The following is a 25289-nucleotide window of genomic DNA, read 5'->3' as shown; positions in this document are numbered from 1 at the left end:
GCGGTGTTGCTTACGTGGCCTGGGGACGGCGTCACGAAAGTCGGGGAGACATGAAGAGCATCAGTCGAGTTGTCGATCGAGTCGCGCTCGTGCCGCGGTCGCGCGTCAGGCGATCGCTGGCCATCCTGGCCGTTCTCTCCGTGCTGATCTCGGGCACGGTTCTCGGGTCGACCGGCACCGCCGCGTGGGCGCAGGACTACCCGAGCTGGACCGATGTGCAGAACGCCCGAAACAACGTGACGGCGAAGAAGGCCGAAATCGCGCGGCTCCAGGCCCTGCTTGCGGCGCTGGAGACCGCCGTGACCACCACGCAGGCCGTGGCGGAGCAGAAGGGCGCCGAGGCGCAGGTCGCCCAGCAGAAGTACGACGAGGCGGCCATGAAGGCCACCCAACTCCAGGGCCAGGCCGACGCGGCGCAGGCGAAGGCCACCAAGTCCAAGCAGCAGGCCGGCCAGCTCGCGGCCAAGCTCGCCCGATCCGGTGGCACCGACCTCAGCGCAACTCTCTTCTTCAGCGGCAGCAAGGCCAACGACCTGCTCTCCCAGCTCGGGCTAGCCAGCATGGTGAAGGACCAGTCGGCGGGTCTCTACGAGAAGGCGATCCAGGACCAGAACTCGGCCCAGGCGCTCACCGACCAGGCCAACGTGGCCAAGACGGCGCTCAAGTTGCTCGCGGACGCCGCGCAGAAGGCGCTCGATGAGGCCACCGCCGCAGCGGACGCCGCCACTGCTGCGCTCACTGAGCAGCAGGACAACAAGGCGAGGCTGGATGCCCAGCTCGCGACCCTCGTGGACAACGTCGACCACACCGAGGCCGAGTACGTCGCCGGGATCAAGGCGATGTGGGGCGCGAGCGCCGGCCTCGGCGCCGGCCAGATCAGTCTGAGCGGATGGGCGCGCCCCGCCGGCGGGCACATCACGAGCCCGTACGGGTACCGTCTCGATCCGTACACCCGCAACTACGCGCTGCACTCCGGAACGGACCTCGGCGCGTCCTGCGGCTCGCCGATCTTCGCCGCGCACACCGGTACCGTGGCGTACGCCGGTCCGTACGGCGGCTACGGCAACTACATCCGCATCAACAACGCCGACGGCACCGGCACCGGATACGGCCACATCGTCAACGGCGGAATCCTCGTGCGCGTCGGCCAGGAGGTGGGCGTCGGGCAGAACATCGCGAAGGTCGGCAGCACCGGCTGGTCCACCGGCTGCCACCTTCACTTCGAGGTCTACCGGGGCGGAACGACCACCGACCCTGTGCCGTTCATGCGCGGCCAGGGCATCGAGCTCGCGAACTAGCATCGACGCAAAACGGCCGGTCCACCCGCGAGGGGGACCGGCCGTTGTCGGTGGCTTCTGGTCTGGCTAGTGGCCCTCGGCCGCGAGCTTGGCGATCCCGGCCTGAACGATGGCCTCCGCCTCCGCGGCGTTGCCCCAGCCCTCGGTCTTGACCCACTTGCCGGGCTCGAGGTCCTTGTAGTGCTCGAAGAAGTGCTCGATCTCCTTGCGGGTGTACTCCGGAATGTCGTCGACATCCTGGATCCACGACCAGCGCGGGTCCTTCGACTGCACGGCGATGACCTTCGCGTCTGAGCCGCCGTCATCCGTCATGTTGAAGACACCGACGGGTCGAACGGAGAGGCCGACTCCGGGGAAGAGCGGGTAGTCGAGCAGCACGAGCACGTCGACGGGGTCGCCGTCGAGTCCGAGCGTGTTCTCGAAGAAGCCGTAGTCGGTGGGGTAGACGAAGCCAGTGAAGAGCACCCGGTCGAGGAAGACGCGACCGGTCTTGTGGTCCACTTCGTACTTGTTTCTGCTGCCCTTGGGGATCTCGATGATCGCGTCGTAGCTGGCCATGGCAGTGCACTCCTTGATTCGGGGGTTTGCTGCAATAACGTTATCGGATGGAGACTCGGCCCCGACTGACGCCCGCGATCGCCGACGTGCGCCGCGCGGTGCGCGGGGCCCTGCCGCCCGCCGCCCCCTCCGAAAATGCCGCCCCCGCTTCCGAAAACGCAGACCCCGCTTCCGAAAACGCGGGCCCCGCTTCCGAAAACGCAGGAGATCCGCGACGAAACGCCGCCGTTGTGGGCCGCGCACCGGCATCCGTCGACGAATCTCCTGCGTTTTCGGAAGGGGGCGAAGGGGTGCTCGTGCTCGTCGCGCTCAGCGGCGGGCCGGACTCGCTCGCGCTCTCCGCAGCCACCGCCTTCGAGGCGGGTCGGGCGGGTATTCGTGCCGGGGCCGTGATCGTGGACCACGGCCTCCAGAAAGGTTCGGCGGATGTCGCGGCTCGGGCCGCGCAGCAGGCTCGCGACCTGGGGCTCGACCCGGTCATCGTGACGAGCGTCGAGGTGGGAACGGCCGGGGGACCGGAGGCCGCGGCCCGTGACGCTCGGTATGCGGCGCTCGCCGAAGCCGCCCGCGAGACCGGCGCGACGGCGGTGCTGCTCGGCCACACGCTCGACGACCAGGCCGAGTCCGTGCTGCTCGGCCTGGCGCGCGGGAGCGGCCTCGGGAGCCTCAAGGGCATGGCGCCGGTGTCCGGCATCTATCGGCGCCCCCTGCTCGCGATCACCCGCGCGACCACCGTGCGGTTCTGTGCCGACTCCGGGCTGCAGCCATGGAACGATCCGCAGAACCACGACGAGCGATTCTCCCGGGTGCGCGTTCGGAAGACCGTGATCCCGATGCTCGAACGTGAGCTCGGTCCGGGTTTCGCCGAGGCCCTCGCTCGCACGGCCGACCTGGCGCGGGAAGACACGGACGCCCTCGACCAGTTCGCCGCCGACCAACTCGAGGAGCTGGCCGAACACGCGGAAGCGGGCATCTCGCTCCCGGCTCGAGCACTCGAGCACGATCCGCCGGCGCTGAGGCAGCGGATCATCCGCGCTACCGTGCTGGCGGAGTTCGGGGTGAGCCTCAGCCACACGCAGACGCTTCAGGTTTCGCAGCTCGTGACCGACTGGCATGGGCAGGCCGCCATCGACCTTCCGGGCGTCAGTGTGGAGCGGGTGGGCGGGCTGTTGCACTTCCGCTCCACTCGCGCCGAACCCGGCACTGAGGAGCGACCGGGCCGATGAAATAACCGGGCCGATGAAGCGACCAGGCCGATGAAAGAATGGGGCAATGGAATACAGCGACATCGCCGATGACCTCGAGAGTGTACTCATCACCGAGCAGGAGATCCGCGACAAGATCGCCGAACTGGCCCGCCGCATCGAGGCGGATTACGCGGGCGAGCGGCTGCTCCTGGTGGGGGTGCTCCGCGGCGCGGCGATGGTGATGGCCGATCTCGCCCGGGAGCTGTCGCTGCCCATCGAGATGGACTGGATGGCGGTGTCGTCCTACGGATCGGGAACCCAGTCCTCCGGGGTGGTGCGGATCCTCAAGGACCTCGACACCGACCTGCACGGCCGCAAGGTGCTGATCGTGGAGGACATCATCGACTCCGGCCTCACCCTCTCCTGGCTGCGAGCCAACCTCGGCACCCGCGGCGCGGATTCGGTGGAGATCTGCGCTCTGTTGCGCAAGCCGGCCGCGGCGAAGCTCGCCGTCGACGTGCGCTACGTCGGCTTCGAGATACCCAACGCCTTCGTGGTCGGCTACGGACTCGACTACGCGGAAAAGTACCGCAACTACCGCGACATCGGCATCCTCGCCCCGCACGTGTACGAGTAGCAGAGTGGGTGGGCCCACGCGACGCAGTCCGCACGATCCTGCACGTGTACGAGTAGCCGAGTGGGTGGGCCCACGCGACGCAGTCCGCACGATCCTGCACGTGTACGAGTAGCAGAGTGGGTGGGCCCACGCGACGCAGTCCGCCCGATCCTGTATTTGGATCGGGCGGCGGCATCGTGGGGATTACGCCCACGGCAAACACGCAGCGGTCATCCAGCGGTGCTCCGGTAGCCTAGGGCTCACATTCTTCGTCAGAAAGGTGACGGGCCCGAGCCCGGAACACTATGGACTACAAGCGCTTTCTTCGCGGCCCGCTGATCTACATCCTGCTGGCCGTCATCGTCGTTTCCGTGGGATTCAGCCTCCTCAGCGGTTCGGGGTTCAAGGAGATCACGACCAAGCAGGGTCTCGAGCTGCTCAAGTCGGACAAGGTCGCGTCAGCCAAGATCGTCGACGCCGAGCAGCGGGTGGACCTCGTGCTCACCGACGCGGGCACCGACGGCAAGCAGGTGCAGTTCTACTACGCCGCCCCGCGCGGTGCGGAGATCGTCAACGCGATCACTGCCGCGAACCCCAAGACGTTCGACGACCAGGTCGACAAGGGCAACTGGCTCTCGTCCCTGCTCGGCCTCGTGATCCCGTTCGTGATCATCGGCCTCATCTTCTGGTTCCTGCTCTCCAGCATGCAGGGCGGCGGATCCAAGGTCATGCAGTTCGGCAAGTCGAAGGCCAAGCTCGTCTCCAAGGAGAGCCCGAAGGCCACGTTCGCGGATGTCGCGGGGGCCGACGAGGCGATCGAGGAGCTCGAGGAGATCAAGGACTTCCTCAAGGATCCGGCCAAGTTCCAGGCCGTCGGCGCCCGCATCCCGAAGGGCGTGCTGCTGTACGGCCCTCCCGGAACCGGCAAGACGCTGCTCGCCCGTGCCGTCGCCGGCGAGGCGAATGTGCCGTTCTACTCGATCTCCGGATCGGACTTCGTGGAGATGTTCGTGGGCGTCGGTGCGAGCCGCGTGCGCGACCTCTTCGCCCAGGCCAAGGAGAACTCCCCGGCCATCATCTTCGTCGATGAGATCGATGCCGTCGGCCGTCACCGCGGATCAGGCATGGGTGGCGGGCACGACGAGCGCGAGCAGACCCTCAACCAGCTCCTGGTGGAGATGGACGGCTTCGACGTGAAGACCAACGTCATCCTCATCGCCGCGACCAACCGCCCGGACATCCTCGACCCCGCCCTGCTGCGCCCGGGCCGCTTCGACCGCCAGATCGGCGTGGACGCGCCAGACCTGCTCGGCCGCAAGCAGATCCTCGAAGTGCACGGCAAGGGCAAGCCTCTTGCCGCGGGGGTCGACCTCGAGGTCGTCGCCCGCAAGACGCCGGGCTTCACCGGCGCCGACCTGGCCAACGTGCTCAACGAGGCGGCGCTGCTCACCGCCCGCTCGAACGCGCAGCTGATCGACAACCGCGCCCTCGACGAGGCGATCGACCGCGTGATGGCCGGCCCGCAGCGCCGCACACGCGTCATGCGCGACCACGAGAAGCTCATCACGGCCTACCACGAGGGCGGCCACGCGCTCGTCGCGACGGCGATGCGCAACACCGACCCCGTGACCAAGGTGACGATCCTGCCCCGCGGTCGCGCCCTCGGCTACACGATGGTGCTGCCGCTCGAGGACCGCTACTCGGTGAGCCGCAACGAACTGCTCGACCAGCTCGCCTACGCCATGGGCGGCCGGGTGGCCGAAGAGGTCGTCTTCCACGACCCGACGACCGGGGCATCCAACGACATCGAGAAGGCGACATCCACCGCGCGCAAGATGGTCACCGAGTTCGGCATGAGCGCCAGCATCGGGTCGGTCAAGCTCGGCTCCGGTTCGGGCGAGATGTTCCTCGGCCGCGACATGGGCAGCCAGCGGGACTACTCCGAGCGTCTCTCCGAGCAGGTGGACGCCGAGGTGCGTGCCCTGATCGAGAAGGCCCACGACGAGGCCTGGGAGGTGCTCAACGAGAACCGGGACATCCTTGACAGGCTCGCGACCGCGCTCCTGGAGAAGGAGTCGCTCGACCACAACGAGCTCGCCGAGATCTTCAAGGACGTGAAGAAGATGCCGGAGCGCCCCCAGTGGCTCTCCAGCGACAAGCGTCCCGTGTCGAACCAGCCGCCGGTGCTCGTGCCGCAGAAGGCCGCGATCGACCCCGGTGTCGTGGACGGCGACGTCACGTCCGAGATTCCCAAGAAGGCACGCGCGCCGCGCAAACGCCCCGGTATCGCCACCGCCTGAGCCGGGTCCGACCGCCCGAAGGGGACCAGTGACCACATCCACACCCGGGCCGATTGACGCGGCCCGGATCGAGAAGGCCGTGCTGGAGATCCTCGCCGCCATCGGCGAGGATCCCGGCCGGCCCGGCCTGCGTTCCACCCCGCAGCGTGTCGCGCAGTCGTACGCGGAGTTCTTCGGCGGACTCGGTGTCGACCCGCAGGTGCACCTCGCGGATAGCGAGGAGTTCTCCGCGGTCAGCGGGGACCAGAGCGAACTCGTGCTCCTGCGGGACATCGAGTTCCGCTCCATCTGCGAGCACCACCTGCTGCCGTTCTCGGGGGTGGCGCACGTGGCGTACCTGCCCCGCACGAGGATCATCGGGCTCGGCCGCATCCCGCGCGTCGTCGAGACCCTCGCCGCGCGACCGCAGTTGCAGGAGCGCCTCACCGAGGAGATCGCGGATGCGCTGCAGGCCGGACTCGATCCCCGGGGCGTGCTCGTCGTACTGACCGCGACGCACGGCTGCGTCTCCGACCGGGGTGTTCGCCAGGCGAAGAGCTCCACCGTCACCATGACAACCCGTGGCATGCTCAAGGAACCGCTCGAACGTGCGGAGATCATGGCCATGATTGGAGCGCAACGTGAGTAGCGAGCTCGTCTCGTTGAGACCGTACCGACCGATCGGTCTCTCCCGGCCCCGGATCATGGGCATTGTGAACGTGACGCCGGACTCGTTCAGCGACGGAGGCCGGTACGAACAGGTCGACACGGCGGTGGAACACGCCATGGGCCTCGCCCTGGCCGGCGCCCAGCTGATCGACGTGGGCGGAGAGTCCACCCGCCCCGGTGCCGAGAGGCTCCCCGTGGAGGAGGAACAGCGGCGCGTGCTGCCGGTGATCCGAGAACTCGTCGACCGCGGGATCCCGGTGAGTGTTGACACGATGAACGCCTCGACCGCCGTCGCCGCCGCGGCGCTCGGTGTCGTGATGATCAACGACGTCTCGGGGGGACTCGCCGACGAGGGAATGCCCCGCGTTGCCGCCGAGACCGGACTGCACTTCGTGGCCATGCACTGGCGGGGCCACAGCTCCACGATGCAGGACAACGCGGTGTACACGAACGTGCTGCGCGACGTGCGCAACGAACTGAAGCTCCGGGTGGCCGAACTCATCGTCAACGGGGTGCGCCCTGACCGCATCATCCTCGACCCAGGCATCGGCTTCGCGAAGACGGGCGAACAGAACTGGCAGTTGCTGGCCAACCTTCCGGCGCTCAACACGATCGGCTATCCCGTGTTGATCGGTGCGTCGCGCAAGAGGTTCCTGGCGAAGCTGTTGGAGAACGACGCCCCGCCGACCGAGCGCGACACGGCGACGGCGACGGTGAGCGCGCTCGCGGCCCAGGCCGGGGTGTGGGGCGTGCGCGTGCACAATGTGGCCGCGACCAAGGCCGCCCTCGACGTATGGGAGGAGATGCAGCCGTGAACTACGCCGACACCATCGCGTTGACCGGGCTGCGGGTCTTCGCCCACCACGGGGTGCTCGACCACGAGCGGGAGAATGGCCAGGAGTTCGTGATCGACGTGCGGCTCTCGCTCGACCTCGCGGCCGCCGCGGAAACCGACGACGTCGCCCAGACGGTTCACTACGGCGTCCTCGCTGAGCAGATCGCGGCCGCCGTGTCGAACGACCCGGTGAATCTCATCGAGACCGTCGCCCAGCGCGTCGCGGACGTCGTGCTCGCGTACGAGCTCGTTCTGCTGGTGACCGTGACCGTGCACAAGCCAGAGGCGCCCATCAGCATCCCGTTCGACGATGTCTCGGTGACGGTCACGAGGGGGCGCGGGGTAGCGTGACGCGTCAACGCATCGTGCTGCCGGCCGTCATCGCGCTCGGATCCAACCTCGGCGACCGTGAGGCGAACCTGCGAGACGCGGTGCGCGACATCGATTCCCTCGACGGCGTGATCGTGACGGTGGCCTCCGGAATCGTGGAATCGCACGCGGTCAAGCCGGAGGGCGTGGACGAGTCGTCGCCGAACTACCTCAACGCCGTGGTGCTCGTGCAGAGTGCCCTCCACCCGGACGACCTGCTCGACGCCCTCAACCGGATCGAGGCGGAGCACGGCCGGGTGCGCGAAGAGCGCTGGGGCGACCGCACCCTCGATCTCGACATCGTGTCGTTCGACGGCCTTCGCCGGGACGACGAGCGGCTGACGCTGCCGCATCCCCGAGCCTGGCAGCGACCGTTCGTGCTCGTGCCCTGGCTGCAGGCCGACCCCGACGCCGAACTGCCGGGGCGTGGCAGAGTGGATGCGTTGGATGCGGCGGTATCGCCGGAGGTGTGGGCATTCGAGGCGGCTCCGCTCCGCGAGGAACCGACGAGCGGCGAGAACAGGGAACGGCGAGGGAAATGAAACGCACCAGCATCGGAACGCTCGTGCTGCTGGCCGTGATCGGGGCTCTCGGCGGAGGGTTCGCGGAGACCGGGCTGGCCGCGGCCGGCCGGCCGATCATCCTTCCCCCCTTCACCCTCTCGGTGGCGCTCGCGCTGATCGGCGGGATCGTCGTGTGGCTCGCCGTGCCGATTCGGCGTCTCACCAAGGGTAAGGCGAAGGCCCCCATCGACCCGTTCTACGCGACCCGGGTGCTGATGCTCGCCAAGGCCTGCGCGCTGAGCGGCGCGCTTCTCGCCGGGCTCGGTGCCGGCATCGCGCTGTACCTCCTCACCCGGTCCGTTGTGCCAGGGGTAGGCTCTGTTGGGCCAGCGATCTCCACCCTTGTCGGTGCCGGGCTGCTGCTGGCGGCGGGGCTCATTGCGGAGCACATGTGCACCATTCCACCCAGCGACGATGACGACGGCGAGTCTGGCAAGAAGACCGTCAGGGTTCGGCCATAAGGCCCCAGCGGAGGAGCACAGGTGAACCGAATCGAACTGCCGCAGACCGGTGAGTGGCGCCGGGTCTCGCCCAAGCTCATCGCGGTGGAGCTCGTGAGCGGTGCGGTGTTCCTGCTCGCCATCTCCGCCGTCGGCATCGGCATGTGGTATCTCGGTATCGGCTGGCTCGCGATCGGCCTCTGGGCCGTCGCGCTGGTCACCCTCATCAACCTCGCCCTTACCCCGCGCCGCGTGCGGGCCATCGGCTACCAGCTTCGCGACGACGACTTGCTGTTCCGGCGCGGAATCATGTGGCAGCGATTCGTGGCCGTGCCGTACGGGCGGATGCAGCTCGTCGACATCAATCGCGGACCGATCGCGCGGAGCCTCGGCCTGAGCGAACTCAAGTTCGTCACGGCCGCCGCGGCAGCCGGAGTGACGATTCCCGGTCTCCCAGAGGCCGAGGCGGACGAGCTTCGCGACCACCTCGTCTTGCTCGCGGAAAGCCGCCGGGCCGGGCTGTGAGCGACACCGACCACGCGGGCGCCGTGCGGGAGGGCGTGCCGGAGACGGTCGCACGCCTCACCGACGGGCAGTGGCATCGGCTGCACCCCGCCTCCCCGCTGCTGCGGGGTGGCATCGCGCTCATCGCCATTCTCGGCGTGGTCGTCTCCAATCTGCGCGAGCGTCTCGTTGGGCTCTTCCTGCCGCGGTTCGACGAGGAGGGCGACCCGGTCGACTACATCCTCAGCCACGGCATCGTCATCCAGGCGTTGCTCGTGATCGTCGGGGTGCTGCTCGTGCTGATCGCCGTGTTCTACGTGTCCTGGCGCATGCACAGCTTCCGCATCACCAACGAGGTGGTCGAGGTGCGGTCCGGCATCCTGTTCCGTACCAACCGCAAGGCGCGGCTCGACCGCATCCAGGGCATCAACATCGTTCGCCCGTTCTTCGCCCGCCTCTTCGGTGCGGCGAAGATGGAGATCAGCCAGGCCGGCCACGACGCGAACGTGCACCTGGCGTACCTCGGGTCCGCGGCGGCGGACGACCTGCGCCGGGAGATCCTGCGCCTCGCCTCCGGCACGCGGAACGCGGCGCTGCCGGTGTCGGGCGCCTCCTCGCCGAACAACCTGCTCGACCGGCGGCTCGGCGAGTTCCTCGCCCCCGAGCTCGACCCGGATGCCGCCCCGCCGGAGTCGGTCGTGAAGATCCACCTCGGGCGGCTGATCGGTTCGATCCTGCTGAGCGAGGCGACCCTCTTCGCCATCGCCATCGTGGTGGTCGGCGGCATCTGGATCACCAGCACAGGCCAGTACTACGCCCTCTTCTTCGCGCTGCCGAGCCTCATCGGCTTCGGCGGGTACTACGTGCGCCGGTTCACCCGGTCGCTGCGCTATTCGATCGCGGGCACGCCAGACGGGGTGCGCATCGGCTTCGGCCTCCTCTCGACGAGCAACGAGACTCTGCCGCCCGGCCGCATCCACTCGGTGGAGGTGAGCCAGTCCGTGCTCTGGCGGCCGGCCGGGTGGTGGCAGATCCGGGTGAATCGGGCGAGCCACTCGTCCAGTCGCGGTGCCGCCAACCAGGCCAACACGACGATCCTGCCCGTGGGCAACCTCGATGACGCCCGGCGAGTGCTCGAACTGATGCTTCCCGACCTCATCGGCGAGGAAGCGGTCGCCGTAATCGAGAAGGGGCTCGTCTCCCGAGGCCACGATGCCTTCACCACCTCGCCGCGCCGCGCCGCGTGGCTGCTCCCGCTCTCCTGGCGGCGCAACGGTTTCCTGGTCGTGTCCGGCTCGCTCGTGCTGCGCAAGGGAGCGATCTGGCGTCGGATCATCATTGTCCCCCAGCCTCGGCTGCAGAGCGTCGCGCTGAGCCAGGGCCCGGTGCTGCGCGCGCTCGGCCTCGCCGACGTTCACCTGCACACCGTCGCCGGACCCATCCGCGCCACCCTCGAGGCGATCGACGAGGATGCCGCCGTCGGGTTCTTCGGTGACGTGGCCCAGCTCGCCGTGCTGGCCGGGCAGAACGACACCTCGCATCGCTGGCGCTCCGGCGAGGCCGAGGCATGAGCGACCAGTTCGCCGGCCGGGTGCCGGACGCGAACCCACGGCATCGCACGGGCCGCCTGGGCGTGGGGATCATCGGCGCCGGGCGCGTCGGTCCCGTGCTCGGCGCGGCCCTCGCGGGGGCCGGGCACGCGATCGTGGGCATCTCCGCCATTTCGGAGGCGAGCCGGGAGCGCGCGGAGGTGATGCTCCCGGGAGCCCCGATCCTCGAGGTGCCGGACCTCATCGAGCGGAGCGAACTCGTGATCCTCGCCGTGCCGGCCAGCGAACTCCTGGCACTCGTCACCGGCCTCGCCTCGACCGGAGCGTGGCAGCCGGGCCAGCTGGTGGTGCACACCGCGGCCGAATTCGGCACCGAGGTGCTCGCGGCGGCCACCGCGGCCGGGGCGATACCGCTCGCCATTCATCCGGCCATGTCCTTCACCGGCACGAGCATCGACCTGACGCAGCTCATCGGCAGCTACTTCGCCGTGACCGCGCCCGGTCCGGTGCAGCCCATCGGTCAGGCGCTGGTTGTGGAGATGGGGGGCGAACCGATCGTCGTGGCCGAGAAGGACAGGCCGGCATACGCGGAGGCGATCGCCACGGCGACGAGCTTCTCGAGCGCGATCGTCGACCAGGCGACGGCGCTGCTGGCAGGCATCGGAGTCGAGGCGCCCGGGGAGATGCTCGCGCCCCTCGTGCGCTCGTCGGTGGAGATCGCCCTTCGCCGGGCGCAGCGCCCGTAGTCACGCGCGCGGGGGGCTTGGTGGGGAGCACTAGCATCGAGGGGTGCCCACCGCCGTTGCCGAAACCATAACCGAACTGCGTTCCCTCCTCGCCGACGAGCGGGCGGCCGGCCGGCGAGTCGCCCTGGTCCCCACGATGGGCGCACTTCACGACGGGCACCTGGCTCTCATCGAGCGGGCGGGCGAGATCGCGGACACCGTCGTCGTCTCGATCTTCGTCAACCCCCTCCAGTTCGGCCCGACCGAGGATCTCGACCTGTATCCGCGAACCCTCGCCGACGACCTGGACAAGGCCGACCGCCTGGGTGTGGACTTCGTCTTCGCGCCGACCGCGCACGAGATGTATCCGTCCGGGGCGAGCGAGACTCGGGTCACGGCCGGGGCCGTCGGTTCGCTCTACGAGGGTCGCTCGAGAGTGGGCCACTTCGACGGCGTACTGACCGCGGTGTCCAAACTTCTTAACATCGTGCAGGCGGACTACGTTCTCTTCGGCCAGAAGGATGCCCAACAGGTGTTCCTCGTCAGCCGCATGGTTCGCGATCTCAACGTGCCGGTGCGCGTCGAGGTCGTCTCGACCGTGCGCGATCCGGACGGCCTCGCCCTCTCGAGCCGCAACCGGTACCTGGACGCCCGGGAGCTGCGTGCGGCGCGCGGCCTCTCCATCGCGCTCGAGGCTGCGGAGTCCTCGGCGGATCGCGGCATCGACGCCGTGCTCGCGGCCGCCCAGTCGGTGCTCATGGGGGAGTCCCTCGTGCAGCTCGACTACCTCACGATCGTGCATCCCGACACCTTCCTACCCGTCGACGACGACCACCACGGCAAGGCGATCGTGCTCGTGGCGGCGCGGGTCGGGTCGACGAGGCTCATCGACAACGCGACGATCTACCTCAGGGGCACCCGCTCCTGAGCCGCCTCTCGGCCACCGTAAACTTGGGGCGAGTCACAATCCCCTGGAGCAACGAATGAGCAAGACGACCGCCGTGCACGAGCCAGCAGCCGAACCGACGGACGAAGAGCTGTCCGAGCAGACCCAGGTGCGGCTCGCCAAGCGCGCGCGGCTCATCGAGTCCGGCGCAGAGGCCTACCCGGTCTCCCTGCCGATCACCACGACGATCCCGGCCGTGCGCGCGAAGTACCCGAACCTCGAGACGGATGCCACCACCGGCGTGACCGTCGGCGTTGCCGGCCGCGTCGTGCACCTGCGCAACACAGGCAAGCTCTGCTTCGCCTCCCTGCAGTCCGGCGACGGCGCCCGCATCCAGGCGATGGTGTCGCTCGCCGAGGTGGGGCAGGAGTCGCTCGACGGCTGGAAGGATCTCGTGGACCTCGGCGACCACGTCTTCGTGTCCGGCGAGGTCATCTCGAGCCGCCGCGGCGAACTGAGCGTGCTGGTCAGCGAGTGGAAGGTGGCGTCGAAGGCCGTGCGTCCGCTGCCGAACCTGCACGCGGAACTGAGCGAGGAGACGCGGGTGCGCAGCCGTTACCTCGACCTCATCGCGCGCGAGGGCGCGCGCCAGATGGTGCGCAGCCGTTCCCGGGCCGTCGCGTCGCTGCGAGCGACCTTCGACCACCACGGCTACATCGAGGTCGAGACGCCGATGCTGCAGACCATGCACGGCGGAGCATCCGCCCGTCCGTTCGTCACCCACAGCAATGCGTTCGACACCGAGCTGTTCCTGCGGATCGCGCCGGAACTCTTCCTCAAGCGCGCGGTGGTCGGCGGCATCGAGCGCGTGTTCGAGATCAACCGCAACTTCCGCAACGAGGGTGCAGACTCCACCCACTCCCCGGAGTTCGCGATGCTCGAGGCCTACCAGGCCTACGGCGACTACAACCAGATGGCGGACCTCACGCAGGAGATGATCCAGAACGCCGCGTTCGATGCGGAGGGCAGCCACGAGGTGACCTGGGCCGACGGCACGCGGTACGACTTCGGAGGCGAGTGGGACCGCATCAGCATGTACGACTCGCTCAATGACGCGTCCGGCTGGCAGGTCACGGCCGACACGACGCTCGACGAGCTTCTCGCCCTCGCGGAGAGCGTGGCGGTCGAGGTGCAGCAACCCACCCATGGCAAGCTCGTGGAGGAGCTGTGGGAGCACTTCGTGAAGCCGCACCTCGAGCGCCCCACCTTCGTGATGGACTTCCCGGTCGACACGTCGCCGCTCGTGCGCGCCCATCGCTCGAAGCCCGGCCTCGTGGAAAAGTGGGACCTCTACGTGCGCGGATTCGAGCTCGCCACCGGCTACTCCGAGCTGGTCGACCCCGTTGTGCAGCGTGAGCGCTTCGTGGAGCAGGGCAAGCTCGCGGCGGCCGGGGACCTCGAGGCCATGCGCCTCGACGAGGAGTTTCTGCGCGCGCTCGAATACGGGATGCCGCCGAGTGGCGGGATGGGCATGGGCATCGACCGACTCCTGATGGCGCTCACCGGGCTCGGCATTCGCGAGACCATCCTCTTCCCCCTCGTGAAGTAGGCGACGATGACCATTCCTCCGCAGGATCCGAAAGACAAAGACCCGAAGAAGCTGTCGGCGACGCGGGTGGCCCTGTGGGTGCTCGTGGGCGGTTTCGGGCTCTACTACGTGATCTCGGGCATCGTCGGCGTGCTGCGGCACGGATAGCCCTCTCCCAGCGGGAGGACGTATTCTGGACTGGTGATCGAGAATTTCTGGTTGGGCGCGCTCTTCTCCGTGACGCCGACCATTCTCGTCGGCCTCATCTTCTGGCTCGTGATGCGGTCGATATTCCGTGCCGACCGCACGGAGCGCAAGGTCTACGCGGAGATCGAGGCCGAGGAACGCGCCAGGCTCAACCAGCCGAAACCGGATACGCGCGAGGCCTGAGCGCGCCGGCTGATGACCCCTACTCCCGGGGACGCAGCCGCACGTTCGGCAGCTCGGGAGCCGGCAGCGCGCGGCCGTCGTAGCCGCGCACGGTTCCGAAGCGGCCGTCTTTGGTGCCGCCGGCAATCACATCCGCCTGCCACTCCGCCCGGAACTGCACGATCTCCTCGTGGCTGCGCCCGATGAAGTTCCACCACATGACGATGCCTTCGCCGAGGGGCACCCCGCCGATCAGCAGCGCGCGAAGCGGGTGGTCTCCGGCCGTGATCCGGATGCTCGCGAGACCCGGTTCGAGGCAGCCGAGGTGCGAGGCGGGCACGGTCGCCCCCTCGAGGGTGGCCTCCCCGGCGTCGACGAGCAGGCCGTGCTCGAACCGCGGGTCGACGGGCAGGTCGACGGAGGCGCCGGCCGGCAGGTCGAGCTGTGCGCCGACGAGCTCGGTGAACGTCGTCGCGGTCGAAACCTGACCGGCGAGCGTGCCGATGAACACCCGGAGCACGGCGTCGCCGAACGCCGCGGGCGCCGGCACGAAGTGCTCGAAGAACGGCGCGCGCCGGCGACTCGCCTCGGGAAGGGCGACCCACAGCTGGGCGCCGTGCAGCACGGTGGTCTCCGTGGTGGACACCTCGGAGTGCGCGATGCCGCGGCCGGCCGTCATCAGGTTGAGCTCGCCCGGCCGCACCATGGCGTGGCTGCCCGCGCTGTCGCGGTGCTCCACCTCGCCCGCGAACAGCCAGCTCACGGTTTGCAGGCCGGTATGCGGATGCGGCGGCACGACCATCCCGCCCCGCTCGGCCACCACATCCGGCCCGTAGTGGTCCACGAAGCACCAGGCCCCGATGAGGGACCGCTTGCGCTGCGGCAGCGTGCGGCGCACGTTCATGGCGCGGGGACCGCCGAGCGGCACGTCCCGAGGCTCGAGGATCTCGACGCCGTCGGAGAGCACAACGGGCGCCCGCTCGAACAGTTCAGCCGGATGCTTTTCGAGGTTGCTCATGCGGAAATGCTACGCGGGTCAGTTCTCCTGTGTCGCGGCGCGGCGCGGTTCGCTCGCCCCGCCTGCTGCGCCTGCCCCACCGCGGTAAGTCGCGCGGGGCCGGCTCAGCCGTGCCGAGTGACCCAGGCCGCGATCTCGGCCCGCCGCGAGTACCCGAGCTTGGCGAGGATGTGCTCGATGTGCGACGAGGCCGTCTTCGGCGAGATCGTGAGCGCGGTCGCGATCTCACGGTTGGTCGACCCGGAGGCCACGAGCCGCGCAACCTCGAACTCGCGCGCACTCAGCGGCCCGGCATCCGCGCCCGGTCGGAGGCCCACCGCATCGGCGAGCGAGGCGAGAAGCAGCGAGCCAGTCGCGTCGGCTCGGCGTCTCGCCTCGGCCAGGAGCCGAGACGCCTCGGCTGGCCGCTTCGAGCGGATCGCGCAGCGCGCCAGATCCACGAGAACGCGGTCGCCCTCCCAGCGCCGGCGGCGCTCGGTCCAGCCCGCAGCAGCCGATTCGAGCAGCGCCCGCGCACTACCCGTCTGTCCCTCGGCGAGGTGGATGAGGCCGCGGGCGTGATCGAGCGCGGGCAGCGTGCCCGGGATTCCGCGGGCAAGTAGCAGGCGCTCGCCCCTCCGCAGGAGTTCGCGGGCGAGTCGGGGCTCGTGCAGGTCGAGGAACGCCCGCACGCCCGTCACGACGAAGGGGAACAGGTACGCGGCATCCGCCACCTGTTCAGACGCTTCGAAGCCTCGCTCGCAGAACCTCACCGCGAGCGCGGGATCCTCCTCGGCCAGTGCCACCTCGGCGAGGCCCCAGAGCGCGGGGGAGAACCGCTGCAGCTCGCCCATCCGCTCGCCCTGCTCGAGCGCCTCGGTGAGCAGGGCCCTCGCGGAGTCGAGTTCGGCGCGTCCGAGCGCGAGGTACCCGCACACGATGAGAGCGGTGATCCTGGTGGTGATGCCGCGGGCGTCGGCGAGAGCGTGGCGCGCGCCGAGCTCGGCCTCTCGCGATTCGCCGGTCGCCCACTGCACGTGGCCGAGATGCGCGGCAAGGTAGTGGTAGTCGTTCCAGCGCTCGGTTCTGGCCGTCTGGTCGAGCCCGGCCGCGATCCACTTCTCGGCACGGTCGTACTCGACGAGCACGGATGCCGAGGTGCCGACCATTCGGTATCCGCGCGCGGTCTCCGCTTCGAGGCCCGCCGCCGCGCTCGCCGCGATCGCCGACTCGAGGAGCGCCCAGCCCTCCGCTCCGCGTCCGGCGAAGACGAGCACCGAGCCGAGAGTGAGGTCGATGTCGATGCGCAGCGTGAGGGCTGTTGGTCCCGTCGCGAGGGCCGCCGCCTGCCGGCCGAACTCGGTCGCCTCCTCGAGGCGCCGGTCGAGCATGTGGGCGGCCGCGAGGGCGCCGAGGAGTTCTGCGCGCACGGGCGAGACATCCGCCACCCCCTCGATGCGCTCGAGGGCAACACTGGCGAGTTTGGAGCGCTCCTCGAGCCCCACACCGAGGAGGTGGCGGGCGGCCATCAGCGGGGCCACGAGCAGCGCGGCCGCCCTCTCGTCCCCCTCCAGTCGATACAGGTCGATGGCCTCGACGAGGCAGCGCTCGGCGCTCTCGTTGTCGTCGATCGCGGCGAGTTCCACCGCGAGCGCCGCGTGAAGTGCGGCGCGGGCCGGCCCATCGACGTCCTGGGGCGCGGTGCGCTGCGCCCGACGGTAGAGCTCGGCCGCTTCCCGGTGAGCCGACACCCGCACGGCCTCGGCGGCCCCGGCCAGCGCGTGGCGGTGCGCGCTCGCCGCATCGCCGGCCCGTTCGAAATGCTCGGAGATATAGGCGTCGCCGAGCCCGGCCCGCTCGGCGGCGGTCGCCACGGACCCGTGCAGAGACCGTCGTCGATTCGGGGCGATGCCCGCGTACACGGCGTCGCAGATGAGGGCGTGGCGGAAGACGAAGATGCCGTCGTCTCCCACCGGCACGACCAGGTGCGAGTCGACGAGGATCGTGAGGGCGGTGTCCACCGACTCGGCCGGCTGCTGGGCAGTCGCCCCGAGCAGGTCGAGGTCGAACGTCCGACCGACCACCGACCCGGCCTCGAGGATCGCCCGGGTGCCGGAATCGAGCGCCGCGGCGCGGGAGCCGACGGCCTCCGCGACGGTGTCCGGCACGGCGGCCGTCGCGCCACCCGCGATGAGCTCCTCGACGTGCAGCGGGATGCCGTCGCTGCGCGACTGGAGAGACGCCAGATAGTCGGTGGACGGCACGACTCCGGTGATCGCCTCGACGATGGCGGCGGTGCCGTGCGCATCCAGCCGCTGCAGCCTCACCTCCTCGGCCGCCCGCCGCTCGAGCAGCCGGGCGCGCCAGGCGCCCGGCGGGGTGTGCGGAACAAGCTCGTCGCTGCGGTAGCTCGCGAGCACGAGTGCCGGGCGCCCGGCGAGCCCGCTCGCCACCCGTTCGAGCACCTCGAGGCTGATGTCGTCCGCCCAGTGCAGGTCTTCGAGCCGAAAGAGGATCGGGCCGCCCTCCGCCACGGCGAGCATCGTCTCCGTCAGGTCGCCGACGAGCACGCGCCGACGTCGGGCCGGGTCGCCTGTCCGGTCGGTGTGCAGCAGGCGGTCGCGCAACAGGGCGGCCGGCCCGGCGAGTCCGACCCGGTGGAGACCGTCCGAGATGGCGAGAATGAGCGCGCCGGCCGCCTCGGCGTCACGCGGGAAGGCCCCGGCATCCACGATCGGCGCCGACCCGGCGACCCGGTTGGCGATCTCGGCGAGCAGCCGGGACTTGCCGATGCCGGCCTCGCCGGAGACGAGCAGAAGTTGGCCGCTTCCGAGACGCGCGGCCTCCCAACGCCGCAGGGCGTGCGCGAGTGCCTCGTCTCGACCGACGAGCACGGGACTTACCCGCTCGAGAGAACGCTGCGCCGGCTCCTCAACCATGGCGAAAGTATAGGTCTGGGCGGCCGTGGTCCGTGGGGTCGCCCTTGATCGGTCAGTCGACCGATGTCCGGCCGCCGCGCCGACGGGCAATCTGGCATTCCACGAAAGAAATTCCACGAAAGAGAGGGAGTGTCTGATGGCACGATTCATGGATATCCACGACGGGTTCGTCGGAGTCACCGAGGCCCAGTTGGCCGAGGCGCACGCCGCCGACCTCGCCGTGGAGGCCGAGGAGGGCATGCACTTTGAGAAGGCCTGGCTCGACCCGGAGTCCGGCAAGGTCTTCTGCATGTCTACGGGGCCGTCGAAAGAGGCGGTGATGCGAGTTCACGAGCGCGCGGGGCACCCCACGCACGAGGTGTACGAGATATCCGTCGAAGTCTGAGAGACAACGAAGCCGACGCATCCGAGCGACCACCCGGATGCGTCGGCTACGCCGCTCGGCTCTGCGGCTAGGCGATCACGAGTCCCGTGGACGGATGAGTGCGATCGGCCGCCGCGGACTCGTCGGCGACCAGAAGCGCGAGTTGCGGCTCCCGGACATCCGCGGCTACCGCCGACTCGACCGCGGACTTCGCGTCATCCGCACGGTCGATCGTCGTGGCAAGCGGCTTCTCCTGCACGAAGAGCAGCAGCACTGCGGCGACGAGCACGAGCGGCACGAGGTAGAGGAAGATCGGCGCGAGCGACTCGTTGTATGCCCCGACGATGATGTTCCGCACGCCCTGCGGCAGCGAGTTCACGACCGCCGGGGTGAGCGAGTTGGTGTTCGATCCGCCCGAGGCCCCCGCGGGCAGGTTGTCGGCGAGGCTCGCGGTGAGGCGGGAGACGAAGAGGCTTCCCACCACCGCCGAGCCGAGCGACGACCCGATCTGGCGGAAGAAGTTGTTCGACGCCGTCGCCGTGCCGACCTGCGACACCGGGAACGAGTTCTGCACGACGAGGATCAGGATCTGCATGCTCATGCCGAGCCCGAGGCCCATGATCGCGAGGTAGACGCAGATGATCCACACGGCCGTCGTCGCGAGGAGCGTCGACATCAACGTGAGCGCCACGGCCACGAGCACCGTGCCGACGACGGGGATCGCCTTGTAGCGACCCGTCTTCGACACGATCTGTCCGGAGACGACCGAGGAGACGAGCAGCGCACCCATCATCGGGATCATTAGGAACCCGGCCTGAGTCGCGCCGACGCCGGTCACCATCTGCAGGTAGGTGGGCATGTAGGCGAGCGCTCCGAACATTGCGACTCCGACGATGAGGCCGGCCGCGGTGGTGAGGTTGAAGTTGCGATTCTTGAACAGGTGCAGCGGGATCACCGGCTCGGCCGCCCGACGCTCGATAAGCAGGAAGGCGACGGCGGCGACCACCGTTCCGGCGATGAGGCCGAGGATGACGGGCGAGTTCCAGTCGTAGGTGTTGCCGCCCCAGGTGGTGAAGAGCACGAGGCAGGTTGCCGCGAGGGCGAGCACCGTCATGCCGGCGTAGTCGATCCTCGGCTTGCTCGTGCTGCCCTTGGGCAGCTTGAGGAAGAAGACGGCGGAGGCGATCGCGATGGCGCCGAGCGGCAGGTTCATCCAGAACGCCCAGCGCCAGCCGGGTCCGTCGGTGAAGAAGCCGCCGAGGAGGGGCCCGGCCACGGAGGAGATGGCGAAGACCGCGCCCATGATGCCCGAGTACTTGCCGCGCTCGCGGGCCGGAACGACATCCGCGATGATCGCCTGGGCAAGGATCATGAGTCCGCCGCCGCCGAGGCCCTGGATGGCGCGTCCGACGATCAGCGCGGTCATCGAGCCGGCCATTCCGCCCACGACGGAGCCGACGATGAAGAGCCCGATCGCGGCGATGAACAGCCACTTGCGCCCGACCAGGTCGCCGAGCTTGCCGTAGACCGGCATCACGATGGTGGAGGCGAGGATGTAGGCCGTCGTCACCCAGAGCATGTGGTTCACGCCGTCGAGCTGGCCGACGATCGTCGGGAGCGCGGTCGAGAAGATGGTCTGGTCGAGGGATGCCAGCAGCATCGCGACCATGAGGCCGGCGAACACCAGCAGCACGTTGCGCCTTGTGGTCGGGGCGACCGTGGTGGTTGTCATGAAACTCTCTCCATTACTGTGCGGAGCAGATCGACTGCCCGGGTGTAGTTCTCTCTGGGGTCGCCCGAGGTATCGCGCGGCCACTTCTTCATCGCGACGCGCATGGCGGCCAGGCAGACGCTGAGCAGGATCTGCGCGGCCTCCTGGCGTTCCTCGACGGAGTCGTCGGCGAAACCTGCTGTCGAGCCGAGCCAGTCGGCCACGACGAGTCCGAGGCGGTCCTCCATGGATGCGACCCGCAGAATCTGCCGGGTGAGCAACTGCGGGTAGCGCTCGAGCACGCGCTTGCGCAGGTCGACCTTGTCGATTCCGGCGCTCGTCTCGGCGATGATCGAGTAGACGAGCGACGCGACGTCGCGCAGCACGTCGTCGGTGCGGTGACTGGAGAGGTGCTCGATGACCTCTTCGTCGATGCCGGAGGAGTCGATGCCGAGCACCGCGTCCTCCTTTGAGGCGAAGTAGTTGAAGAAGGTGCGGGATGAGACGTTGGCCCGGTCGCTGATCGCGTCGACCGTGGCGTGCTCGAGGCCCACGTCGAGGGCGAGCTCGGCCGCCGCCTCGAAGATCGTGCGGAAAGTCCGGACGCGCTTGCGCTCCCGGAGCCCCTGCTCGGCTAAATCATTCATGACTAAATTATTGCATATTCCGCAAAAACGCGCAATCTGCAATCTTGCGGGCGTGCATTCCGCCGGTCGCCGCCCGAAGCGCCCTGTGCCCGAAGCGCCCTGTGCCCGAAGGGCCTTGTGCCCGAAAACGCCTTGTGCCCGAAAACGCAGGAGATACTCCACCGAACCGACCGGAATGCCGCGACGGGCGGCGATTTGCGGCGAATCTCCTGCGTTTTCGGGTAAGCGACGCGGCCACGCGCCGTCGTGCGCCCCATCCGGACCGCGAGTGGGCAGAACTGCACCTACCCGGCGCCGGGAACGTGCACTATTGCCCACTCACCGCGGCGCGCCGATCTCACGCGGTCCGGCTACGCGATGACGAGCAGCTCCCCGACCTCGCACTCCAGCGCCCGGCAGATCGCGGCGAGCGTCGAATAGCGGATGGCGCGCGCCCGGTCGTTCTTGAGCACCGACAGGTTCACGATGCTCACGCCCACGAGCTCGCTCAGCCTGGTGAGGGTCATCCCGCGCTCCTCGAGCAGTTCGTCGAGGCGGCAGTGGATGCCGGTGAGGTCGTCATCCCCCACTAGACAAGCCCCTCGGTGTCGTGCTGCAACTTCAACTTCTCCTGCAGCAGGCGTTCGGATTGCGCCTGCAGCCGTTCTCCGAAGCGGAACGCGACGGCGACGGCGACGATGGCGATGGCGAAGGCGACCGGCCACGAGTCCACGGTGAAACCCTCGGAGGGCAGCGGCCAGCCGATGTCTCGAAGGTTGCCGCCGATGACATCCCGGTCATCGATCCCCCAGCCGGTGACGGCGAGTGCCTGAGCCGACGCCGCCATCCCGCCGACGCCGGCGCAGACCTGCGACGCGATGCCGGCCACCGCCACGACCCCGGCCGCGCGAAAGGCCGTCTTCGACAGCGCGGGACCGAAGGGGTTACCCCGAAGCAGGCGCGCGCAGAGCACTGCGATCGCGATGCCCACCGACACGGCCACGGCGCCGAGGAAGAGGTGGCCCCCAGCGAGCCAAAGCCGCGCGTCGAGACCGAGACCGGACACCCCGACATCGGCCTGGCGGAATCCGCCGGATGCGATCGAGGCGACGGGTGCCGGGTCGAGGCGCACCGATGGCTTGAGTTGCGGCCAGAAGCTCGCGACGGGGAGTTGCAGGTTGACAACGGGCGCGAGGAGATCCGCGCCTGCGGCCAACAGCGTGAGCGCTGCTGCCGCCACGGTTTCGAGCGCCGCAATCCAGTAGACAGCTCGCAGCCACACGGGCCGACGCGGCGTCAACTGCACGGTGGCGAACGCCATCAGACGAGCCCCTCGGTGTCGCGCTGGAGGCGCTCGCCGTAGCGAAACGCGGCCGCAAGAACGAGCATCGCCAGGCCCACCCAGATCGGCCAGAAGTCAACCTGTATGTGAGGCGTCGGCCGCGGGAATCCGATGATCGTGTTGATGTCGTCCCAGGTGACGACGTTCTGGAACGCCGTCGAGCCCAACTGCAGCACCTGGCTGGATGCGAGTGACTCGCCCACGCCGGAGCAGACCTGCCAGCCGAGTCCGCCCACGAGGATGGTGATGCCAAGCAGTCGGATGCCGCGAGCGACCGCCGGTTGGAACGGGTCGTTTCGCAGGATGGTCGAACAGAGCGTGACCACGACTATCGCGATCGTGATGATCGTGGCACCCTGCAGTAGCGAGCTCGCGGCGAGCCAGGCGCGAGCGGCTACGTCCAGCCCGGAGACGGAGACCTGGGCGCTGGTGAAGCCGCCGCCGGTCACCAGTGCAGTGGGGCCGCCGGTGATTGTGGCGGCCGGCGGCAGGGCCGGCCAGAACTCGTAGACCGGGAGGCTGACCGACACGGAACGGGAGGCGAAGTCGGAGATCATCATGTCGCCGGTGTAGAGCGCGACACTGGCGATGGACAGCCACGCGATGACCCGACTGAACGAGACCACCCCGAGCCCACGGGCCTCATATCGGGCCCGGCGATAGTTCGGACCAAACGCTGCAGCGGCGGTTCGCGCCGCTGCCCTCACGCGGGCCGCTCGAGCAGCAGCTTCCGGGGACCGGGTCCTGCTCATCAGACGAGCCCTTCGGTGTCGCGCTGCAGGCGCTCGCCGATCTTGAACGCGGCAGCGATAACGGCGAGAACTACACCCGCCGCGATCGGGCCGAAGTCGAGCGTGGACGGCGGGTTGCCTATCTTGAGGTGATTCAGGGTCGCGAGGTACCGAAGGGCGTCGATCATCGACGGCCGTGAGATCGCATGCAGTATCTGGCTGATCAGACCGCCGGTAATCAGAATGACTGCGGCGCCGCCCACCAACCAGGTCACGGTTCGGCTGAATGGCCCGCCGCGAAGTAGCTTGCTGCTCAAGACGAGCACCATCGCGGCGATCGCCGTCACAGTGAGAATGCTCGCGATCGTCGCCAGGAGGTAGAGCTGCACGAATGACAACAGGGCCACTCGGTCGAATCTGCGCGTGACTGCGCGGCCGGGATACGTCTGGATCTCCACTTGATCCCCTAACGACAATCGATAACAACGATAATCGTTAACCTAGTGCCTCGGGGCGCCACGAGGCAAGCGCCGAAAACGCAGGAGATTCGCCGTCAAAGGGCACGGAATGACACGGGGAAAGGCGTTTGGCGACGAATCTCCTGCGTTTTGGGGAAAGACGGTCGGGATACCGTCACGCCTACGGCGAACAAGGGCAGTAAACGCAGGGTTGCCTCGTTACTCTCTCTATAACGGCGCCAACCCTGCACGGTGCCATAGGAGTCAAAATGTTCGAAAGATTTACCGACCGAGCCCGCCGGGTCGTCGTTTTGGCGCAAGAAGAAGCCAAGATGCTCAACCACAACTACATCGGTACTGAGCACATCCTGCTCGGGCTGATCCACGAGGGTGAGGGCGTCGCTGCGAAGGCCCTCGAGTCCCTCGGTATTTCCTTGGACGCCGTGCGCGAGCAGGTCCAGGACATTATCGGCCAGGGCCAACAGCAGCCCACCGGGCACATCCCGTTCACGCCGCGCGCCAAGAAGGTGCTCGAGTTGAGCCTGCGCGAGGCGCTGCAGCTCGGCCACAACTACATCGGCACCGAGCACATCCTGCTCGGCCTCATCCGCGAGGGCGAGGGCGTCGCGGCCCAGGTGCTCGTCAAGCTTGGTGCAGACCTCAACCGCGTGCGCCAGCAGGTGATCCAGCTGCTCTCCGGTTACCAGGGCAAGGAGCAGGTCGCCGTCGGCGGCGAGACTCAGGCGGCAGCCCAGGGCGGCAGCCAGATCCTCGACCAGTTCGGACGCAACCTCACCCAGGCCGCGCGCGACGGCAAGCTCGACCCGGTGATCGGGCGCGAGAAGGAGATGGAGCGGGTCATGCAGATCCTGTCCCGTCGCTCCAAGAACAACCCCGTGCTGATCGGCGAGCCCGGCGTCGGCAAGACCGCCGTCGTCGAGGGCCTCGCCCAGGCGATCGTGCGCGGCGACGTGCCGGAGACCCTGAAGGACAAGCAGCTCTACACCCTCGACCTCGGCAGCCTCATCGCCGGCAGCCGCTACCGCGGTGACTTCGAGGAGCGCCTCAAGAAGGTGACCAAGGAGATCCGCACCCGCGGCGACATCATCACCTTCATCGACGAGATCCACACCCTCGTCGGTGCCGGCGCGGCCGAGGGCGCAATCGACGCGGCGTCGATCCTCAAGCCGCTGCTCGCCCGCGGTGAGCTGCAGACGATCGGTGCGACCACGCTCGACGAGTACCGCAAGCACTTTGAGAAGGATGCCGCGCTCGAGCGGCGCTTCCAGCCTGTGCAGGTGCACGAGCCCTCGCTGCCCCACACGATCAACATCCTCAAGGGACTGCGTGACAAGTACGAGGCGTTCCACAAGGTCTCGATCACGGATGGTGCGATTGTCGCGGCCGCGAACCTTGCCGACCGCTACGTCGCCGACCGGTTCCTTCCCGACAAGGCCATCGACCTGATTGACGAGGCTGGCGCACGCCTGCGCCTGTCGATCCTGTCTGCGCCGCCGGAGCTTCGCGAATTCGACGAGAAGATCGCCGTCGTTCGCGGGCAGAAAGAAGCGGCGATCGAGGATCAGGACTTCGAGAAGGCCGCGTCTTTGCGCGACGAAGAGAAGAAGCTGCTCGGTGAGCGTCTTCGCCTCGAGAAGCAGTGGAAGTCCGGCGACACCGGCACC

Annotated in this window: 27 protein-coding genes; 18 read left to right on the top strand and 9 right to left on the bottom strand. The window is 68.6% G+C overall.

Annotation, left to right across the window (positions count from 1 at the left end; all coding sequences use genetic code 11):
* Positions 1–50 precede the first annotated feature (50 nt).
* On the top strand, positions 51–1298 hold the full coding sequence (locus VIM54_RS05590) for a M23 family metallopeptidase (RefSeq protein WP_331899785.1): 1248 nt from the start codon (positions 51–53) through the stop codon (positions 1296–1298).
* 66 nt (positions 1299–1364) lie between these two features.
* Here VIM54_RS05590 and VIM54_RS05585 read toward each other — a convergent pair whose 3' ends face one another.
* Positions 1365–1856, bottom strand: a complete 492-nt coding sequence (locus tag VIM54_RS05585; RefSeq protein ID WP_331899784.1) for an inorganic diphosphatase — start codon at positions 1854–1856, stop codon at positions 1365–1367.
* 47 nt (positions 1857–1903) lie between these two features.
* Between VIM54_RS05585 and tilS the strand changes: the two genes are divergently transcribed.
* The 15 genes from tilS (at position 1904) to VIM54_RS05510 (ending at position 14457) form a co-directional block, all read left to right on the top strand.
* Positions 1904–3082 (top strand): tRNA lysidine(34) synthetase TilS, encoded by a 1179-nt coding sequence (tilS, locus tag VIM54_RS05580; RefSeq protein WP_414673175.1) that lies wholly within the window; start codon positions 1904–1906, stop codon positions 3080–3082.
* A 46-nt stretch (positions 3083–3128) separates the two neighbouring features.
* Entirely contained in the window at positions 3129–3680 is a 552-nt protein-coding gene (hpt, locus tag VIM54_RS05575) for a hypoxanthine phosphoribosyltransferase (RefSeq protein WP_331899782.1), read from the top strand.
* Between the two features lie 284 nt (positions 3681–3964).
* Complete coding sequence (ftsH, locus tag VIM54_RS05570; protein ID WP_331899781.1) at positions 3965–5959, top strand: ATP-dependent zinc metalloprotease FtsH; 1995 nt, start codon at positions 3965–3967, stop codon at positions 5957–5959.
* 28 nt (positions 5960–5987) lie between these two features.
* Positions 5988–6587 carry a GTP cyclohydrolase I FolE gene (folE, locus tag VIM54_RS05565; RefSeq protein ID WP_331899780.1) on the top strand — a complete coding sequence of 200 codons (600 nt, stop codon included), beginning with the start codon at positions 5988–5990 and terminating at the stop codon, positions 6585–6587.
* Positions 6580–7422: a dihydropteroate synthase gene (gene folP / locus VIM54_RS05560; RefSeq protein ID WP_331899779.1), complete on the top strand. Its 843-nt coding sequence runs from the start codon at positions 6580–6582 to the stop codon at positions 7420–7422. The genes folE and folP overlap by 8 nt, the downstream gene beginning before the upstream one ends.
* Positions 7419–7793, top strand: a complete 375-nt coding sequence (folB, locus tag VIM54_RS05555; RefSeq protein WP_331899778.1) for a dihydroneopterin aldolase — start codon at positions 7419–7421, stop codon at positions 7791–7793. Before folP ends, folB begins: the two co-directional genes overlap by 4 nt.
* Positions 7790–8353 carry a 2-amino-4-hydroxy-6-hydroxymethyldihydropteridine diphosphokinase gene (gene folK / locus VIM54_RS05550; RefSeq protein ID WP_331899777.1) on the top strand — a complete coding sequence of 188 codons (564 nt, stop codon included), beginning with the start codon at positions 7790–7792 and terminating at the stop codon, positions 8351–8353. Before folB ends, folK begins: the two co-directional genes overlap by 4 nt.
* Positions 8350–8835 carry a DUF3180 domain-containing protein gene (locus VIM54_RS05545; RefSeq protein WP_331899776.1) on the top strand — a complete coding sequence of 162 codons (486 nt, stop codon included), beginning with the start codon at positions 8350–8352 and terminating at the stop codon, positions 8833–8835. Before folK ends, VIM54_RS05545 begins: the two co-directional genes overlap by 4 nt.
* 21 nt (positions 8836–8856) lie before the next feature.
* Complete coding sequence (locus VIM54_RS05540; protein WP_331899775.1) at positions 8857–9339, top strand: PH domain-containing protein; 483 nt, start codon at positions 8857–8859, stop codon at positions 9337–9339.
* Positions 9336–10889, top strand: a complete 1554-nt coding sequence (locus tag VIM54_RS05535) for a PH domain-containing protein (RefSeq protein ID WP_331899774.1) — start codon at positions 9336–9338, stop codon at positions 10887–10889. The genes VIM54_RS05540 and VIM54_RS05535 overlap by 4 nt, the downstream gene beginning before the upstream one ends.
* A complete protein-coding gene (locus VIM54_RS05530; RefSeq protein WP_331899773.1) occupies positions 10886–11614 on the top strand; it encodes a Rossmann-like and DUF2520 domain-containing protein in 729 nt (242 codons plus the stop codon). The genes VIM54_RS05535 and VIM54_RS05530 overlap by 4 nt, the downstream gene beginning before the upstream one ends.
* 43 nt (positions 11615–11657) lie before the next feature.
* Positions 11658–12521 carry a pantoate--beta-alanine ligase gene (panC, locus tag VIM54_RS05525; protein WP_331899772.1) on the top strand — a complete coding sequence of 288 codons (864 nt, stop codon included), beginning with the start codon at positions 11658–11660 and terminating at the stop codon, positions 12519–12521.
* 55 nt (positions 12522–12576) lie between these two features.
* Positions 12577–14088: a lysine--tRNA ligase gene (gene lysS / locus VIM54_RS05520; RefSeq protein ID WP_331899771.1), complete on the top strand. Its 1512-nt coding sequence runs from the start codon at positions 12577–12579 to the stop codon at positions 14086–14088.
* Positions 14089–14094: 6 nt separating this feature from the next.
* On the top strand, positions 14095–14235 hold the full coding sequence (locus VIM54_RS05515; protein WP_331899770.1) for a hypothetical protein: 141 nt from the start codon (positions 14095–14097) through the stop codon (positions 14233–14235).
* 33 nt (positions 14236–14268) lie between these two features.
* The gene (locus VIM54_RS05510; RefSeq protein ID WP_331899769.1) at positions 14269–14457 is read left to right on the top strand and encodes a hypothetical protein; all 189 of its coding nucleotides are present in this window, start codon (positions 14269–14271) and stop codon (positions 14455–14457) included.
* Between the two features lie 19 nt (positions 14458–14476).
* On the opposite strand, the gene VIM54_RS05505 is transcribed toward VIM54_RS05510, so the two are convergent.
* Together VIM54_RS05505 and VIM54_RS05500 are read right to left on the bottom strand one after the other, a co-directional pair.
* Complete coding sequence (locus VIM54_RS05505; RefSeq protein WP_331899768.1) at positions 14477–15454, bottom strand: pirin family protein; 978 nt, start codon at positions 15452–15454, stop codon at positions 14477–14479.
* 104 nt (positions 15455–15558) lie between these two features.
* A complete protein-coding gene (locus VIM54_RS05500) occupies positions 15559–18372 on the bottom strand; it encodes a helix-turn-helix transcriptional regulator (RefSeq protein WP_331899767.1) in 2814 nt (937 codons plus the stop codon).
* Between the two features lie 136 nt (positions 18373–18508).
* On the opposite strand from VIM54_RS05500, the gene VIM54_RS05495 reads away from it, so the two are divergent.
* On the top strand, positions 18509–18757 hold the full coding sequence (locus tag VIM54_RS05495; protein WP_331899766.1) for an SCO4226 family nickel-binding protein: 249 nt from the start codon (positions 18509–18511) through the stop codon (positions 18755–18757).
* 67 nt (positions 18758–18824) lie between these two features.
* Here VIM54_RS05495 and VIM54_RS05490 read toward each other — a convergent pair whose 3' ends face one another.
* The 6 genes from VIM54_RS05490 to VIM54_RS05465 all read right to left on the bottom strand — a co-directional run bounded on the left by VIM54_RS05490 (position 18825) and on the right by VIM54_RS05465 (position 23553).
* Positions 18825–20468 (bottom strand): MDR family MFS transporter, encoded by a 1644-nt coding sequence (locus VIM54_RS05490; RefSeq protein ID WP_331899765.1) that lies wholly within the window; start codon positions 20466–20468, stop codon positions 18825–18827.
* On the bottom strand, positions 20465–21094 hold the full coding sequence (locus tag VIM54_RS05485; protein WP_331899764.1) for a helix-turn-helix domain-containing protein: 630 nt from the start codon (positions 21092–21094) through the stop codon (positions 20465–20467). Before VIM54_RS05485 ends, VIM54_RS05490 begins: the two co-directional genes overlap by 4 nt.
* 350 nt (positions 21095–21444) lie before the next feature.
* A complete protein-coding gene (locus VIM54_RS05480) occupies positions 21445–21663 on the bottom strand; it encodes a helix-turn-helix domain-containing protein (protein ID WP_331899763.1) in 219 nt (72 codons plus the stop codon).
* Positions 21663–22394 carry a hypothetical protein gene (locus tag VIM54_RS05475; RefSeq protein WP_331899762.1) on the bottom strand — a complete coding sequence of 244 codons (732 nt, stop codon included), beginning with the start codon at positions 22392–22394 and terminating at the stop codon, positions 21663–21665. Before VIM54_RS05475 ends, VIM54_RS05480 begins: the two co-directional genes overlap by 1 nt.
* The gene (locus VIM54_RS05470; RefSeq protein WP_331899761.1) at positions 22394–23041 is read right to left on the bottom strand and encodes a hypothetical protein; all 648 of its coding nucleotides are present in this window, start codon (positions 23039–23041) and stop codon (positions 22394–22396) included. Before VIM54_RS05470 ends, VIM54_RS05475 begins: the two co-directional genes overlap by 1 nt.
* 125 nt (positions 23042–23166) lie before the next feature.
* Positions 23167–23553: a hypothetical protein gene (locus tag VIM54_RS05465; RefSeq protein WP_331899760.1), complete on the bottom strand. Its 387-nt coding sequence runs from the start codon at positions 23551–23553 to the stop codon at positions 23167–23169.
* 320 nt (positions 23554–23873) lie between these two features.
* Between VIM54_RS05465 and VIM54_RS05460 the strand changes: the two genes are divergently transcribed.
* Positions 23874–25289, top strand: a 1416-nt coding sequence (locus tag VIM54_RS05460) for a Clp protease N-terminal domain-containing protein (RefSeq protein ID WP_331899759.1), incomplete at its 3' end; no start/stop codon positions are given.

Origin of the sequence: Lacisediminihabitans sp. (assembly GCF_036569425.1) — a bacterium.
GTDB lineage: Bacteria > Actinomycetota > Actinomycetes > Actinomycetales > Microbacteriaceae > Lacisediminihabitans.
The sequence above is the reverse complement of the archived record's forward strand: the minus strand, read 5'-3'. Positions and strand labels throughout refer to the sequence as shown.

Coding starts and splice junctions, on each gene's coding strand:
- VIM54_RS05590 (WP_331899785.1), top strand. CDS start 51: ATGAAGAGCATCAGTCGAGTTGTCGATCGAGTCGCGCTCGTGCCGCGG.
- VIM54_RS05585 (WP_331899784.1), bottom strand. CDS start 1,856: ATGGCCAGCTACGACGCGATCATCGAGATCCCCAAGGGCAGCAGAAAC.
- tilS (WP_414673175.1), top strand. CDS start 1,904: ATGGAGACTCGGCCCCGACTGACGCCCGCGATCGCCGACGTGCGCCGC.
- hpt (WP_331899782.1), top strand. CDS start 3,129: ATGGAATACAGCGACATCGCCGATGACCTCGAGAGTGTACTCATCACC.
- ftsH (WP_331899781.1), top strand. CDS start 3,965: ATGGACTACAAGCGCTTTCTTCGCGGCCCGCTGATCTACATCCTGCTG.
- VIM54_RS05545 (WP_331899776.1), top strand. CDS start 8,350: ATGAAACGCACCAGCATCGGAACGCTCGTGCTGCTGGCCGTGATCGGG.
- VIM54_RS05530 (WP_331899773.1), top strand. CDS start 10,886: ATGAGCGACCAGTTCGCCGGCCGGGTGCCGGACGCGAACCCACGGCAT.
- lysS (WP_331899771.1), top strand. CDS start 12,577: ATGAGCAAGACGACCGCCGTGCACGAGCCAGCAGCCGAACCGACGGAC.
- VIM54_RS05515 (WP_331899770.1), top strand. CDS start 14,095: ATGACCATTCCTCCGCAGGATCCGAAAGACAAAGACCCGAAGAAGCTG.
- VIM54_RS05505 (WP_331899768.1), bottom strand. CDS start 15,454: ATGAGCAACCTCGAAAAGCATCCGGCTGAACTGTTCGAGCGGGCGCCC.
- VIM54_RS05500 (WP_331899767.1), bottom strand. CDS start 18,372: ATGGTTGAGGAGCCGGCGCAGCGTTCTCTCGAGCGGGTAAGTCCCGTG.
- VIM54_RS05495 (WP_331899766.1), top strand. CDS start 18,509: ATGGCACGATTCATGGATATCCACGACGGGTTCGTCGGAGTCACCGAG.
- VIM54_RS05490 (WP_331899765.1), bottom strand. CDS start 20,468: ATGACAACCACCACGGTCGCCCCGACCACAAGGCGCAACGTGCTGCTG.
- VIM54_RS05485 (WP_331899764.1), bottom strand. CDS start 21,094: ATGAATGATTTAGCCGAGCAGGGGCTCCGGGAGCGCAAGCGCGTCCGG.
- VIM54_RS05475 (WP_331899762.1), bottom strand. CDS start 22,394: ATGGCGTTCGCCACCGTGCAGTTGACGCCGCGTCGGCCCGTGTGGCTG.